Source organism: Streptomyces sp. AC602_WCS936, assembly GCF_019049125.1.
GTDB lineage: Bacteria > Actinomycetota > Actinomycetes > Streptomycetales > Streptomycetaceae > Streptomyces.
Map to the genome: position 1 here is coordinate 424,257 of NZ_JAGMUF010000112.1, position 14,787 is coordinate 439,043.

At 72.2% G+C, this 14,787-nt stretch carries 11 protein-coding genes; 7 read left to right on the forward strand and 4 right to left on the reverse strand.

Features of this window, described 5'->3' with window-relative positions; translation table 11 throughout:
* Positions 1-6 precede the first annotated feature (6 nt).
* Both KUM03_RS31485 and KUM03_RS31490 read left to right on the forward strand, forming a co-directional pair.
* Positions 7-2,652, forward strand: coding sequence for a cellulose binding domain-containing protein (locus KUM03_RS31485; protein WP_217253959.1), 2,646 nt, complete (start codon positions 7-9; stop codon positions 2,650-2,652).
* A 139-nt stretch (positions 2,653-2,791) separates the two neighbouring features.
* Positions 2,792-3,037 carry a hypothetical protein gene (locus KUM03_RS31490; protein ID WP_217253960.1) on the forward strand — a complete coding sequence of 82 codons (246 nt, stop codon included), beginning with the start codon at positions 2,792-2,794 and terminating at the stop codon, positions 3,035-3,037.
* Between the two features lie 15 nt (positions 3,038-3,052).
* Here KUM03_RS31490 and KUM03_RS31495 read toward each other — a convergent pair whose 3' ends face one another.
* The 3 genes from KUM03_RS31495 to KUM03_RS31505 all read right to left on the reverse strand — a co-directional run bounded on the left by KUM03_RS31495 (position 3,053) and on the right by KUM03_RS31505 (position 6,067).
* On the reverse strand, positions 3,053-4,930 hold the full coding sequence (locus tag KUM03_RS31495; protein WP_308406458.1) for a rhamnogalacturonan lyase: 1,878 nt from the start codon (positions 4,928-4,930) through the stop codon (positions 3,053-3,055).
* Positions 4,931-5,016: 86 nt separating this feature from the next.
* A complete protein-coding gene (locus KUM03_RS31500; protein WP_217253961.1) occupies positions 5,017-5,757 on the reverse strand; it encodes a class I SAM-dependent methyltransferase in 741 nt (246 codons plus the stop codon).
* 4 nt (positions 5,758-5,761) lie between these two features.
* On the reverse strand, positions 5,762-6,067 hold the full coding sequence (locus KUM03_RS31505) for a 4a-hydroxytetrahydrobiopterin dehydratase (protein WP_217253962.1): 306 nt from the start codon (positions 6,065-6,067) through the stop codon (positions 5,762-5,764).
* A 137-nt stretch (positions 6,068-6,204) separates the two neighbouring features.
* Between KUM03_RS31505 and KUM03_RS31510 the strand changes: the two genes are divergently transcribed.
* Entirely contained in the window at positions 6,205-7,020 is an 816-nt protein-coding gene (locus KUM03_RS31510) for a helix-turn-helix domain-containing protein (RefSeq protein WP_217253963.1), read from the forward strand.
* Here the strand turns inward: KUM03_RS31510 and KUM03_RS31515 are convergent.
* Positions 7,002-7,427 (reverse strand): hypothetical protein, encoded by a 426-nt coding sequence (locus tag KUM03_RS31515; protein ID WP_217253964.1) that lies wholly within the window; start codon positions 7,425-7,427, stop codon positions 7,002-7,004. The two genes, KUM03_RS31510 and KUM03_RS31515, sit on opposite strands and share 19 nt — an antisense overlap.
* Before the next feature lie 219 nt (positions 7,428-7,646).
* On the opposite strand from KUM03_RS31515, the gene KUM03_RS31520 reads away from it, so the two are divergent.
* The 4 genes from KUM03_RS31520 (at position 7,647) to narH (ending at position 14,782) form a co-directional block, all read left to right on the forward strand.
* Positions 7,647-8,510, forward strand: a complete 864-nt coding sequence (locus tag KUM03_RS31520) for a helix-turn-helix transcriptional regulator (protein WP_217253965.1) — start codon at positions 7,647-7,649, stop codon at positions 8,508-8,510.
* 58 nt (positions 8,511-8,568) lie between these two features.
* Positions 8,569-9,384 carry an SAM-dependent methyltransferase gene (locus tag KUM03_RS31525; protein WP_217253966.1) on the forward strand — a complete coding sequence of 272 codons (816 nt, stop codon included), beginning with the start codon at positions 8,569-8,571 and terminating at the stop codon, positions 9,382-9,384.
* A gap of 107 nt (positions 9,385-9,491) precedes the next feature.
* Positions 9,492-13,187 carry a nitrate reductase subunit alpha gene (locus KUM03_RS31530; protein WP_217253967.1) on the forward strand — a complete coding sequence of 1,232 codons (3,696 nt, stop codon included), beginning with the start codon at positions 9,492-9,494 and terminating at the stop codon, positions 13,185-13,187.
* On the forward strand, positions 13,187-14,782 hold the full coding sequence (narH, locus tag KUM03_RS31535) for a nitrate reductase subunit beta (protein WP_217253968.1): 1,596 nt from the start codon (positions 13,187-13,189) through the stop codon (positions 14,780-14,782). Before KUM03_RS31530 ends, narH begins: the two co-directional genes overlap by 1 nt.
* Positions 14,783-14,787: the final 5 nt, after the last annotated feature.

Here is a 14,787-nt window from a genome sequence, read left to right on the forward strand (position 1 = left end):
CCCACCGTGCGAAGAACCAGGATCCTCACCGCGCTGCTGGCCCTGGCTGCCGGCCTCCTCACGGGCGGTCCGCCCGCGGCGCTGGCCGCCGAGCCGAAGGCGGCCGCCGTGGCCGCCGACACCTACACCTGGAAGAACGCCCGCATCGACGGGGGCGGCTTCGTCCCCGGCATCGTCTTCAACCGCTCCGAGAAGGACCTGGCCTACGCCCGCACCGACATCGGCGGCGCCTACCGCTGGCAGGAGGGGACGAAGACCTGGACGCCGTTGCTGGACCACGTCGGCTGGGAGGACTGGGGCCACACGGGCGTGGTCAGCATCGCCTCCGACTCCGTCGACCCCGACCGGGTGTACGCGGCGGTCGGCACGTACACCAACGACTGGGACCCGGGCAACGGCGCGGTGCTGCGCTCCACCGACCGGGGCGCGACGTGGGAGAAGACCGACCTGCCGTTCAAGCTGGGAGGCAACATGCCGGGCCGCGGCATGGGCGAGCGCCTGGCCGTCGACCCGCACGACAACGACGTGCTGTACCTGGGCGCGCCCAGCGGCAACGGCCTGTGGCGCTCGACGGACGCGGGCGTCACCTGGTCCGAGGTGACGGCCTTCCCCAACCCCGGGAACTACGTGCAGGACCCCACGGACACGAGCGGCTACGCCTCGGACAACCAGGGCGTCGTCTGGGTGACCTTCGACGAGTCCACGGGCACGGCGGGCACTCCCACGCAGACGGTCTACGTGGGGGTCGCCGACAAGGAGAACGCCGTCTACCGCTCGACCGACGCGGGCGCGACCTGGGAGCGGGTCGCCGGGCAGCCCACCGGCTACCTGGCCCACAAGGGTGTCCTGGACGCGGAGAACGGCTACCTGTACCTGGCCTACAGCGACACCGGCGGCCCGTACGACGGCGGCAAGGGCCGGCTGTACCGGTACGCGACGGCGACGGGCACCTGGTCGGACATCAGCCCGGTCGCCGAGGCCGACACCTACTTCGGCTTCAGCGGCCTGACCGTCGACCGGCAGAACCCCGGCACGGTGATGGCGACGGCGTACAGCTCCTGGTGGCCGGACACGCAGATCTTCCGCTCGACGGACAGCGGCGCGTCATGGACGCAGGCGTGGGAGTACACGTCGTACCCGACCCGGGAGAACCGCTACACCATGGACGTCTCGTCGTCGCCGTGGCTGACCTGGGGCGCGAATCCGACGCCGCCCGAGCAGACGCCGAAGCTGGGCTGGATGACGGAGGCGCTGGAGATCGACCCGTTCGACTCGGACCGGATGATGTACGGGACCGGAGCGACGGTCTACGGCACGGAGAACCTCACGAACTGGGACGACGAGGGCGGCGCGTTCACGATCGAGCCCATGGTCCGCGGGCTGGAGGAGACCGCGGTGAACGACCTGGCCGCTCCTCCGTCGGGCGCCCCGCTGCTCAGCGCGCTCGGTGACATCGGCGGCTTCCGGCACACGAGCCTGACCGAGGTGCCGTCGATGATGTTCACCTCCCCGAACTTCACCTCCACCACGAGTCTGGACTTCGCGGAGACGAACCCGGACGTCGTCGTGCGGGCCGGGAACCTCGACGCGGGCCCGCACATCGCCTTCTCCACGGACAACGGCGCCAACTGGTCCGGCGGGAGCGACCCTTCGGGCGTGAGCGGCGGCGGCACGGTGGCCGCGGGCGCGGACGGCGGCCGGTTCGTGTGGAGTCCGCAGGGTGCCGGCGTGCACCACACGACGGGCTTCGGCGCGACCTGGCAGGCGTCGAGCGGCATCCCGGCCGGGGCGGTCGTCGAGTCCGACCGGGTCGACCCGAACACCTTCTACGGTTTCAAGTCCGGGAAGTTCTACGTCAGCACGGACGGCGGCGCGACCTTCACCGCGTCGGCGGCCACCGGACTGCCCGCCGGGGACAGCGTCCGCTTCAAGGCGCTGCCGGGTGGGGAGGGCGACATCTGGCTGGCCGGCGGGGCGGCGGACGGACCGTACGGCCTGTGGCACTCGACGGACGGCGGCGCGAGCTTCACCAGGCTCCCGAACGTCGAGGAGGCCGACACCGTCGGCTTCGGCAAGGCGGCGCCGGGCGCTTCCTACCAGACCCTCTACACCAGCGCGAAGATCGCCGGAGTCCGCGGCATCTTCCGCTCCACCGACCAGGGCGCCACCTGGACCCGCGTCAACGACGACGCCCACCAGTGGGGCTGGACCGGCGCGGCCATCACGGGTGACCCGCGCGTGTACGGGCGGGTGTACGTGGCGACCAACGGGCGCGGGATCGTCTACGGCGACACGGCCGGTACCGGTCCGGGACCGGACCCGACGCCGACCGGCGCCTGCGCGGTGACGTACACGGTCACCAACCAGTGGTCGGGCGGCTTCCAGGCCGAGGTGCGGCTCACCAACACGGGCACGTCCGCCTGGGACGGCTGGGCTCTGGACTGGTCGTTCCCCGGCAGCCAGAAGGTGACGCAGATGTGGAACGCGGGGCACACCCAGTCGGGCGCCACCGTGACGGCTCAGAACGTCGGCTGGAACGGCACCGTGGCACCGGGCGCCTCGGTGAGCTTCGGCTTCACGGGGAGCTGGTCGGGGACCAACGCGGCACCGGCGTCGTTCGAGACGGGTGACGGGGTCTGCGCGCAGGAGTGACCCTTCGGGAGGGCGCGTGCGTGCGGCGCGCCCTCCCGCTTCCGTGACGAGTGCGCCCGTTTCACGCCCTTGCAGCGACGCTGCACTTCTTCGACCGTTGTGTCAGTAGAAGTGGGTGGCCGAGGACAGGGGGCGCCGCATGGCGCGAACGTGGGAGGGCGCGGCGGGGCGGCTGATGCTCGGACTGGCGGTACTGCTGCACCGGACGGTCACGGCCAAGGCCGCGAAGCAGAGACTTCACGGCTGCCGGGACGCCGCCCTGCGCGCCGCGTACCGGCGGGGCGTACCCGTGGAGGTACTCGCCTCCCGGACGCGGCTGACGCAGGGGTGGGTCAGGAAGGTGGTCACCGGCGGGAAGCCCCCGCCGGTGGACGAGGCCGCGTGAGGACGCGGCGGCGGATCAGGGCGCGTACACCGTCGGCCTGAGCGCGGTCGCCATCCCGCTGCCGATGAAGAAGCTCGGGTGCGGCGGCTGGTTGTAGGCGGTGTTCTGCCACGCCAGGGCCGTGCGGTACTGGGTGTCGTGGAGGAGGGTCGTGATCCTGCGGTCGGTGTCGTGCGGGGTGGAGTAGATCCGCAGGGCGGTGTTGTTGCTCGTGCGCCAGACGATCTCCTCGCGCCAGTCGCCGAGGATGTCGCCGGACAGGACCGGGGTGGCCTTCGTGCCGTTGTTGGAGGCGACGCCGGAGCCGGTGAGCAGGCGGGTGTCGCCGGAGGTGCCGTACTTGTCGACGCGGGTGCCGTCGAGGAGTTCGCGGACGGGGTCGCCGTCCCACCAGGACAGGAAGTTGGTGCTGGAGGGCTTGCGGCCGTTGACGACCGTGCCCTTCGGGTCGCGGATGCCGCTCTCGGCCGACGACCAGGACTCCGCGCCCGCGCTGCCGGACCAGATGTCGGCCGAGACGCCCCGGCCGTTGTCGCCGCTCGCGCCCGTGGCCCAGATGATGTGACCGGTGCGGGCGTCGGCCATCCAGGAGGAGGGCTTGGAGCTGTCCTCGTCGACCTTGAACTCCTCCAGGCCGGGGCGGGACGGGTCGAGGTCGCCGACGTGCATGGCGTCGCCGTGGCCGTTGCGCGTGGTCCACAGGGCGTGGCCGTTGTCGTCTACGGCCATCGCGCCGTAGACGATCTCGTCCCTGCCGTCGCCGTCGACGTCCGCCACGGACAGCTGGTGGTTGCCCTGGCCGTCGTAGCCCCTGCCGGCGTTGGTGGAGGAGTTGGTGTCGAAGGTCCAGCGGCGGGTGAAGCGGCCGTCCCGCCAGTCCCAGGCGGCTATGACCGAGCGGGTGTAGTAGCCGCGCGCCATGATCAGGGAGGGGCGGGAGCCGTCCAGGTAGGCCGTGCCGGCCAGGAAGCGGTCGACGCGGTTGCCGTAGGAGTCGCCCCAGGAGGAGACGTTGCCCCGGGCGGGGACGTAGTCGACCGTGCCCATGGCCCTGCCGGTCCGCCCGTCGAACATGGTCAGGTACTCGGGGCCGGTGAGGATGTAGCCGGACGAGTTGCGGTGGTCGGCCGATGGGTCGCCGATGACCGCGCCCGTGCCGTCCCTCGTGCCGTCGGCGGTCTTCATGGCGACCTCGGCCTTGCCGTCGCCGTCGTAGTCGTACACCTGGAACTGCGTGTAGTGGGCGCCGGAGCGGATGTTGCGGCCGAGGTCGACGCGCCACAGCCGGGTGCCGTCGAGCCGGATTCCGTCGACGATCGTGTTGCCGGTGTGGCCGGACTGGGAGTTGTCCTTGGCGTTGGTGGGCTGCCACTTCAGGACCAGGTCGAGGGCGCCGTCGCCGTCGAGGTCGCCGACGGAGGCGTCGTTGGCCTCGTAGGTGTAGGAGACGCCGTCGGGGGTGGTGCCGCCGGCGGGCGGGGAGATCGGCACGTCCTTGTAGCCGGCCCGGAACTGGATCGCGTGGACCGAGTCGCTCTGCTCGGTACCGTTCACGACCGCGCGGACCGTGTAGTCGGCGTGGGAGGGGGCGCCGGCGTGGAAGAAGGTGGTGGAGCCGGTGACGGGTGTGGAGTTGACCTTCGTGCCGGCACGGTAGACGTTGAACGCCACGTTGTCCGGGTCGGTGGCCAGCCAGCGCCAGCCGACCAGGTTGCCGTCGCCGGTGTGGACGCTGACCACGCCCCGGTCGAGGGCCTCGACCTGCCGGGCGGTCGCCGCCTCGGCGGTGTCGGTGGTGAGTGTGGTCAGGCCGGTGCCGACGAGCGCGGCGGCGGCGAGGGCCGCGCCGAGGACGAGCGGACGGCGTCCGCGGTGCTTGCGGGGGTGGCTCACGGGACGAACCTCCTGGAGGACGGATGGGTTCCGTCTCTGGGTCGCCGCCCGAGGCCGCCGGGTTGCCGCCCATCGGCTGCGGCTTCCTACGGCTTCGCGAACGCCCGCAGCGTGAACACCGGGTCGGGCCGGGGCCGGTCCTGGTCGGGCAGCGCCGCGAGCCGGCCGGCGAAGTCGTCCGCGCGCGGGTCGCCCGGCGGGAGGGTGACGAACCAGCCGCGCCTGAGGTCGGCGATCGTGCGGCGGGGGCTGCGGCCCTGGCCGTGGCCGGTGAAGCGGGCGTGGCCGGCGGGGAGCAGGCCGTGGGCACGGGCGTGGGACTCGACGAGGTCGGCCGCGTCGTGCGCGGTGCTCGGCGGGCGGGTGGCCAGTACGGCGTCGATGTCGCTGCCCACGTTGTGCGAGGCGCCCTTGTCGACCGTGGTGACGTACACCCCGCCGGGGCGCAGGACGCGGGCGCACTCGCCGACGATCGCCCGCACGTTCGGGCCGCTGCCCGCCAGGTGGAGCAGCCACACGCTGCTGACGGCGTCGAACTCGCCGTCCCGGAAGGGCAGCCTGCGGCTGTCGGCGAGGACCACGGCGCCGGGCAGCCGGGCGGCGGCGCGCCGGGCCATGGCGGGCGCGCGGTCGGCGCCGGTCACGCGCAGGTCGGTCCGGCCGGCCGCGAGCCGCCGGGTGACGATGCCGGTGCCGCAGGCGACGTCGAGCAGGCTGCGCGCCCGCGGTGGTACGAGGCTCAGTACGGCCCGTGCGGCGGCCTCGGCGCGGGGCTCGCCGCCGCGGGAGGCGTCGTAGACTTCCGCTTCCTTGTCGTAGTCGAGCACACCGTCAGTGTGCCCCGTGGCCGGCGGCCAGGTCCTCCACCCTGCGGGCGAGCTCCACGTCCTTCTCGGTGACGGCGCCGCCCGCGCTGTGGGTGTGCACGGCGAGGGAGACCGTGTTGTAGCCGAGGGTGAGGTCGGAGTGGTGGTCGAGCTCCTCCTGCACCTGGGCGACGTGGACGACCATCGCGGCCGCCGCGAAGTGCGAGCCGAGCCGGTAGGAGCGGGTGAGGCGGCCGTCGTCGAGGGACCAGCCCGGCAACTCGGCCAGCCGCTCCTCGATCTCCTGCTGCGACAGCGGTTCGACGGACATGGGCTGCGCTCCTCTCCTGGGCGGCGGACGGCTCGGCGGCCGCGTCACCTTCAGCGTGCCACAGCCCGGCCGTCCGGGCCCTGGTCAGGAGGGCCAGCCCACCCCTTCGACGGCCCGGGTCGGCTACCGTGCGGGGTATGACCGCACTCGTGTCCGGTACCGCCCCCACCGCCCAGGGCGTGGGTCCGCTGCTGCGGGCCTGGCGGGAGCGGCGGCGGGTCAGCCAGCTGGAGCTGGCGCTGCGCGCCGACTCCTCCGCCCGGCACATCAGCTTCGTCGAGACGGGCCGCTCCCGGCCGAGCGAGGAGATGGTGCTGCGGCTCGCCGAGCACCTGGAGGTGCCGGTGCGCGAGCGCAACGCGCTGCTGCTCGCGGCCGGTTACGCCCCGCGCTACCCGGAGACCCCGCTGGACGACCCGGCGCTGGACGCCGTGCGCGAGGGCATGGAGCGGCTGATCCGGGGATACGAGCCGTATCCCGCGCTGGTCGTGGACGGGACGTACCGGGTGCTGGCCGCCAACCGGGGCATCCTGATGCTGATGGACGGCCTGCCGGAGCATCTGCTGGAGCCGCCGGTCAACGCGATGCGGCTGACCCTGCACCCGGAGGGGCTGGCGCCGCGCATCCGCAACCTGCGCGAGTGGCGCGGGCACCTGCTGGAGCAGATGGAGCGGCAGATCGCGCTGCACCGCTCGGAGCCGCTGCGGGCGCTGTACGAGGAGGTGGCGGCGTACCCGGTGCCGGTCGGCGGCGCGGGCGAGGAGCCGGCCGAGCCGGTGCCGTACTTCGCGCTGCCGATGCAGATCGAGCACGAGGGCCGGACGCTGTCGTTCATCTCGTCCATCTCCACCTTCAACACGCCGATGGACGTGACCGTCGCCGAGCTGGCCATCGAGACGCTGCTCCCGGCCGACCCGGCGACGGTCAAGTACCTTCAGACGCTGCTGTCCTGACGCTGTCTCAGCGCGGCGTACTGGAGCAGCGCGAACCCGGCGACGGTGAGTGCCTGGAGGACCGTCCACACCGCACCGGCCGTGGTGGGCGTCAGCCACAGGCCGAGGGCGGCGAAGCTGACCGCCGCCCAGGCGAGGTTGGCCTCCACGACCGCCCGCACCCCGAGGGCCGGCGGCTCAGGGCGCGCGGCCAACAGGGCGACGCACCCGGCGTACACCGCGAGGAACGCGCCGAGGGCGAGGAGCAGTCCGGAGCCGGCGCCGAGGAACCGGCCGAGCGGGCCGGAGAGGGCGAGGTAGGCGACCGCGTTGACGCCGGTCACCACCGCGTCGAGGGCGAGGAAGCGGCGCAGCATCAGCTGCGGTTCGGCGGTGCGGGCGAGGACGGCCAGCTGGTTGGTGGACATGACGAGTCACCCTCCGTCGGGGTCGGTGCGCGGCTGCGGGGACCGGGTTCCGGAGCGGAGTGCGCCGGCCCGGAACCCGGTGGCTCAACGATCGCGTCCCGTCCTCGCGCGGTCGATTACCCGGCAGGTAATGATGTTGGTCCACGAACACCCCTTGTGAGACTGACAGGGGAACATGACAGACTGCGGGGAGACTTGGGCGCGTTGGGGAGGCGTGGCGTGAGTGAGCGGCGGGCCGCACCCACCGTGGGCCAGGTGGTCCTGGGCAGGCGGCTGCAGGAACTGCGGGAGACGGCGGGCCTCAAGCGCGAGGAGGCCGCCAAGGTGCTCCGGGTGGCCCCGGCGACCGTGCGGCGCATGGAGATGGCCGAGGTCGCGCTGAAAATACCGTACGTCCAGATCCTGCTGACGGCGTACGGGGTGCCGGCGGCGGAGGTCTCGGCGTTCGTGGCGCTGGCCGAGGAGGCGAACCAGCCGGGCTGGTGGCAGCGGTACCACGACGTGCTGCCGGACTGGTTCAGCATGTACGTGAGCCTGGAGGGCGCCGCGCGGATCGTCCGCTCCTACGAGCCGCACTTCGTACCGGGGCTGCTGCAGACGGAGGACTACGCGCGCGCGGTCATGGAGGCCGGCACGATCGCGAACGCGGGCGGTGAGGCCGTGGAGCGGCACGTGTCGCTGCGCATGGAGCGGCAGCGGCTGCTGGAGCGGGCGGACCCGCCGCACCTGTGGGTGGTGATGGACGAGACGGTGCTGCGGCGGCCGGTGAGCATCGACGGCCGGGTGATGCGCGGCCAGCTGGACAAGCTGCTGGAGTTCGCGACCCGGGACCGGGTGACGCTCCAGGTCGCCGAGTTCGACGACGGGCCGCATCCCGGGACGTACGCGCCGTTCACCCTGTTCCGGTTCGCGGAGCCGGAGCTGCCCGACATGGTCTTCACCGAGTATCTGACGGGCGCCCTGTACCTGGACTCCCGCACGGAGGTCTCCGCGCACCTGGAGGTCCTGGACCACATGACGGCGCGCGCGGCCTCGACCCAGCGCACGGAGAAGATCCTGCGCGCGTACCGCGAGAACTTCTGAACCGGCAGTCCCGGCAACCACGACCCCTGACACCCCGGCACCGAGGAGACCACCCCGCATGACCGGACCCGACGCCACCTCCGCGCCCGTCGACACCAGCAGGCCGCACCCGGCCCGCGTCTACGACTGGTGGCTGGGCGGCAAGGACAACTACCCCGTGGACGAGGAACTGGCCCGCAGGATCCTCGCCGCGGACGACACGGCGGTGCGCGGGGCGCGCGCCAACCGCCGGTTCATGCACCGGGCGGTGCGTACGCTCGCCGAGGCCGGTGTGCGCCAGTTCCTGGACATCGGCACCGGCATCCCCACCGAGCCGAACCTGCACCAGGTCGCGCAGGCCGTGGCGCCCGAGGCTCGGGTGGTCTACGCCGACAACGACCCGATCGTGCTGCGGCACGCCGAGGCGCTGCTGCACGGCTCCGCCGAGGGCTCCACGGAGTACGTCCACGCGGACGTCCGCGACCCGGACACCATTCTGCGGCTGGCGGCCGAGTCCCTGGACTTCGCCCGGCCGGTCGCCCTGTCGCTGGTCGCCCTGACGCACTACCTCGGTGACGCGACCGACGGCGACGACGTGCACGGCCTGCTGAAGCGGTACGTGGACGCCCTGGCGCCGGGCAGCTACCTGGTGCTCTCCCAGGTCACGCCGGACCTGAACCCGGAGGCGGTGGGGAAGGCGGCCGGTCTGTTCGCCCGCGGCGGCACGCCGTTCTACCCGCGCTCGCTCGGCGAGTTCTCCCGCTTCTTCGACGGCCTGGAGCTGCTGGGCCCCGGCGTCATCCCGGTCACCGGATGGCGGCCGGAGCCGGAGGACGTGGCTGTCCAGGCGGAGGGCATCGTGCCGGTGTACGCGGGGGTGGCGCGCAAGGTCTGACGGGCCGGCGGCGTCCGCACTGACCCGTACGGGCGCCGCGAACGGGTGCGCTCCCGCGCCCGCCCCTAGGTTCGGAAGCCAGGGCCTGGGCGATCAAGGGAGCGCACGTGACCGACACGCGGACACCGCCCACCGAACCGGGCGCGGCGCTGCTGCGCGCGGGCCGGTTCTTCCGGCCCGGCACCGCCGCCCCCGACCTGCACAGCATCGGGCTGGTCGGCGGCCGGGAGTCGGACGCGTTCTACCGGGACCGGTGGAGCCACGACAAGGTCGTGACCTCCACGCACGGCGTGAACTGCACGGGGTCGTGCCGCTGGAATGTGTTCGTCAAGGACGGCATCATCACCTGGGAGACCCAGGCGACGGACTATCCGTCGGTGGGCCCGGACCGCCCCGAGTACGAGCCGCGCGGCTGTCCGAGGGGCGCGGCGTTCTCCTGGTACACGTACTCGCCGACCCGGGTGCGCTACCCGTACGTGCGCGGGGTGCTGCTGGAGATGTACCGGGAGGCGAAGGCCCGGCTGACGGACCCGGTGCTGGCCTGGGCCGACATCCAGGGCGACCCGGAGCGGCGGCGGCGCTACCAGCGGGCGCGCGGCAAGGGCGGCCTGGTCCGGGCGAGCTGGGACGAGGCGGTCGAGATGGTCGCCGCGGCCCACGTCCACACCATCCGCACTCAGGGCCCGGACCGCATCGCGGGCTTCTCCCCCATTCCGGCGATGTCGATGGTGTCGCACGCGGCGGGCGCCCGCTTCCACTCCCTCATCGGCGCGCCGATGCTGTCGTTCTACGACTGGTACGCCGACCTGCCGGTGGCGTCCCCGCAGGTCTTCGGCGACCAGACGGACGTGCCGGAGTCGGGCGACTGGTGGGACGCGGCCTACCTGATCATGTGGGGGTCGAACGTCCCGGTGACGCGGACGCCGGACGCGCACTGGATGGCGGAGGCCCGCTACCGGGGCCAGAAGGTCGTGGTCGTCTCGCCCGACTACGCCGACAACACCAAGTTCGCCGACCAGTGGCTGCACCCGCACCCGGGCACGGACGGCGCGCTGGCCCTTGCGATGGGGCACGTGGTGCTCAAGGAGTTCTTCGTCGACCGGGAGACGCCGTTCTTCGACGACTACGTACGCCGCTTCACCGACCTGCCGTTCCTGGTGACGCTGACCGAGCGGGACGGGGCGTACGTGCCGGCGAAGTTCCTGCGCGCGGCCGACCTGGGGCAGGAGGGTGCGGACGCCGCCTGGAAGACGGTGGTGCTGGACGGGACGACGGGTCGCGCGGTCGTCCCGAACGGCTCGCTGGGCTTCCGCTGGAACGAGGCCGACCAGGGCAGGTGGAACCTCGACCTCGGTGACGTGCGTCCGCTGCTGAGCCTGCACCGGCACGAGATGGCGTCGGGCGTTCAGGTGCTGCTCCCCCGCTTCGACACCGAGGGCGGCGCGCACGCGCAGGGCCGCGGCGAGGTGGTGACGCGGGGCGTGCCGGCGACGCGGCTGGGCGGGGCGACCGGGCCGCTGGTGACGACGGTGTTCGACCTGCTGCTGGCCCAATACGGGGTGGCGCGGCCCGGGGTGCCGGGCGAGTGGCCGGCGTCGTACGAGGACGCGGACGCGCCCGGCACCCCGGCCTGGCAGGAGACGCACACCTCGGTGCCGGCGGCGGCCTGTGTGCGCATCGCCCGGGAGTTCGCGCGCACGGCCGAGCGCTCCAAGGGGCGCTGCATGATCCTCATGGGCGCGGGCACCAACCACTGGTTCCACTCCGAGACGATCTACCGGGCCTTCCTCGCCCTGCTCCAGCTCACCGGCTGCCAGGGCCGCAACGGCGGCGGCTGGGCGCACTACGTGGGCCAGGAGAAGTGCCGACCGGTGACGGGCTGGGCCTCGCTGGCCGCCGCGTCGGACTGGTCGCGTCCGCCGCGCCAGATGATCGGCACCGCGTACTGGTACCTCAACACCGACCAGTTCCGCTACGACCGCTTCGGCGCCGACGTGCTGGCCTCGCCGCTGGGCGAGGGGCGGCTGACGGGGATGACGGGCGCGGACTGCCTGGCGCTGTCGGCGCGGACGGGGTGGATGCCGTCGTACCCGACCTTCGACCGCAATCCACTGGAGCTGGGCGAGACGTTCGGCGATCCGGTGGCGAACGCGGTGGCCGAACTGCGGGCGGGCACCCTGAAGTTCGCGTGCGAGGATCCGGACGCGCCGGAGAACTGGCCGCGGATCGTGACCCTGTGGCGGGCCAACCTGCTGGGTTCGTCGGCGAAGGGCGCCGAGTACTTCACCAAGCACCTGCTGGGCACCCACTCCTCGTTGCGCGCCGAGGAGGCGGCGCCGGACCAGCGGCCCCGGGACGTGGTGTGGCACGAGGAGGCGCCCGAGGGCAAGCTGGACCTGCTGCTGTCGCTGGACTTCCGGCACACCTCCTCCACGCTGTTGTCGGACGTGGTGCTGCCCGCCGCGACCTGGTACGAGAAGCACGACCTGTCCAGCACGGACATGCACCCCTACGTGCACGCCTTCTCCCCGGCCGTGAGTCCGCCGTGGCAGACGCGCACCGACTTCGACACGTTCAAGGTGCTCGCGGAGAAGCTGAGCGAGCTGGCCGCCGGTCACCTCGGGGTGCGCAAGGACCTGGTGGCGGCGCCGCTCCAGCACGACACGCCGGGCGAGATCGCCCAGCCGGGCGGGGTGGTACGGGACTGGCGGCGCGGGGAGTGCGATCCCGAGCCCGGGAAGACCATGCCGAACCTCGTCGTCGTGGAGCGGGACTACACGGCGATCGGCGCGAAGTTCGCGGCGCTGGGCCCGCTGGTGGAGACCAAGGGACTGCCCGCGAAGGGGATCACGCTGCGGCCGGACGAGGAGGTGGCGCGGCTGCGGGAGCTCAACGGCGCGGTGCGCGGCGGCCCCGCCGACGGCCGCCCGGCACTGGACACGGCCGTGAAGGCCGCCAACACCATCCTGGCCCTCTCCGGCACCACCAACGGCCGCCTGGCCACCCAAGGCTTCCACACCCTGGAGGCGAAGACCGGGCAGGAGATGGCCCACCTGGCCGCCGAGCACGAGGGCAAGCGCATCACGTACGCCGACACCCAGTCGGCACCCGTGCCGGTGATCACCTCTCCGGAGTGGTCGGGCAGCGAGGCGGGCGGTCGGCGCTACACGGCGTTCACGCTCAACACCGAGCACCTCAAGCCCTGGCACACCCTCACCGGGCGACAGCACTTCTTCCTCGACCACGACTGGATGCACGAGCTGGGCGAGGCGCTGCCCGTGTACCGGCCGCCGCTGGACATGAGCAGGCTCTTCGGAGAGCCGCAGCTCGGCCCCGACGGACACCGCGAGGTGACGGTCCGGTACCTCACGCCGCACAACAAGTGGTCCATCCACTCCGAGTACCAGGACAACCTGTTCATGCTGGCGCTGTCCCGGGGCGGCCAGACCATCTGGATGTCGGCGCAGGACGCGGAGGCGATCGGCGTGTCCGACGACGACTGGATCGAGGCGGTCAACCGCAACGGCGTGGTGGTGGCCCGGGCGATCGTCTCGCACCGGATGCCACCGGGCACGGTGTACATGCACCACGCGCAGGAACGCACGGTGAACGTGCCGCTGGCGGAGACCACCGGCAAGCGCGGCGGCATCCACAATTCGCTCACCCGGCTGCTCCTCAAACCGAGCCATCTCATCGGCGGCTACGCCCAGTTGTCGTGGGCGTTCAACTACCTCGGTCCGACGGGCAACCAGCGCGACGAGGTCACCGTGATCCGCCGCCGAAGCCAGGGGGTCGAGTACTGATGAGAGTGATGGCCCAGGTCGCGATGGTCATGAACCTCGACAAGTGCATCGGCTGCCACACCTGCTCGGTCACCTGCAAGCAGGCATGGACCAACCGGCGCGGCATGGAGTACGTCTGGTTCAACAACGTGGAGACCCGCCCGGGGCAGGGGTATCCGCGTCGCTACGAGGACCAGGAGAAGTGGAAGGGCGGCTGGGAGCTGAACCGGCGCGGGGCGCTGAAGCTGAAGGCGGGCGGCCGGATCAAGAAGCTCGCCGGGATCTTCTCCAACCCGAGGCTCCCGGAGATCAAGGACTACTACGAGCCCTGGACGTACGACTACAAGAACCTCACCGACGCCCCGCTCGGCTCCGACTACCCCGTCGCCCGGCCCGTCTCCCAGATCGACGGCAAGCCGATGAAGATCGGCTGGTCCTCGAACTGGGACGACAACCTGGGCGGTGCCCCCGCCTACGGCGACCTCGATCCCATGGTGGAGCGCACGCGGCAGCAGGCGTCGGAGAAGGTGCGGTTCGCGTACGAAGAGACCTTCATGTTCTACCTGCCGCGCATCTGCGAGCACTGCCTCAACCCGTCGTGCGTGGCGTCGTGCCCGTCCGGGGCGATGTACAAGCGCTCGGAGGACGGCATCGTCCTCGTCGACCAGGACCGCTGCCGGGGCTGGCGGATGTGCGTGACCGGATGCCCGTACAAGAAGGTGTACTTCAACCACCGCACCGGCAAGGCCGAGAAGTGCACCTTCTGCTATCCGCGCATCGAGATCGGGCAGCCGACGGTCTGCTCGGAGACCTGCGTCGGCCGGCTCCGGTATCTGGGTGTGGTGCTGTACGACGCCGACAAGGTGACCGAGGCCGCCTCGACACCGAATGAGCAGGAGCTGTACGAGGCCCAGTTGGGCGTCTTCCTCGACCCCGAGGACCCCGCGGTGCGGCGGGCGGCCGAGGAGGCGGGCATCCCGTTCGACTGGATCGAGGCGGCCCGCCGCTCCCCCGTGCACGCGCTGGTGAGCAAGTACCGCGTCGCGCTGCCCCTGCACCCGGAGTACCGGACCATGCCGATGGTCTGGTACATCCCGCCGCTGTCGCCGGTGGTGGACGCGCTGACGGAGACCGGGCACGACGGCGAGGACGCGGACAACCTGTTCGGGGCGATCGACACGCTCCGCATCCCGCTGGAGTACCTGGCGGAGCTGTTCACGGCGGGCGACACCGGCCCGGTGCGGGCGTCGCTGGAGAAGCTGGCGGCGATGCGCTCCCACATGCGGTCGGTCAACCTCGGCGAGGACCCCGACCCCGGGGTCTGCGCGAGCGTCGGCATGGGCGCGCAGGAGATCGAGGACATGTACCGCCTGCTGGCGCTCGCCAAGTACGAGGAGCGGTACGTCATCCCGACGGCCGCCGTCGGGGACGCGCACCGGCTGGAGGCGTCGGCGCTGCCGGACACGTGCAGCCTCGACACCGACGGCGGGCCGGGAATGGGCGGGGACGGGCCGTTCGGCCGGGACTCGGGGCGCAAGCGGCTGCCGCTGGTGCCGGTGGAGAACTTCCACATCCTGCGCAGGCGGCAAACCGCGGACGACGAGAGGGAGGCCTGATCTCC

Bases quoted from the DNA above. Each gene is read 5' to 3' on its own strand.
- narH (WP_217253968.1), top strand. From the start codon at position 13,187: ATGAGAGTGATGGCCCAGGTCGCGATGGTCATGAACCTCGACAAGTGC.
- KUM03_RS31515 (WP_217253964.1), bottom strand. From the start codon at position 7,427: ATGTCCACCAACCAGCTGGCCGTCCTCGCCCGCACCGCCGAACCGCAG.
- KUM03_RS31510 (WP_217253963.1), top strand. From the start codon at position 6,205: ATGACCGCACTCGTGTCCGGTACCGCCCCCACCGCCCAGGGCGTGGGT.
- KUM03_RS31505 (WP_217253962.1), bottom strand. From the start codon at position 6,067: ATGTCCGTCGAACCGCTGTCGCAGCAGGAGATCGAGGAGCGGCTGGCC.
- KUM03_RS31525 (WP_217253966.1), top strand. From the start codon at position 8,569: ATGACCGGACCCGACGCCACCTCCGCGCCCGTCGACACCAGCAGGCCG.
- KUM03_RS31490 (WP_217253960.1), top strand. From the start codon at position 2,792: ATGGCGCGAACGTGGGAGGGCGCGGCGGGGCGGCTGATGCTCGGACTG.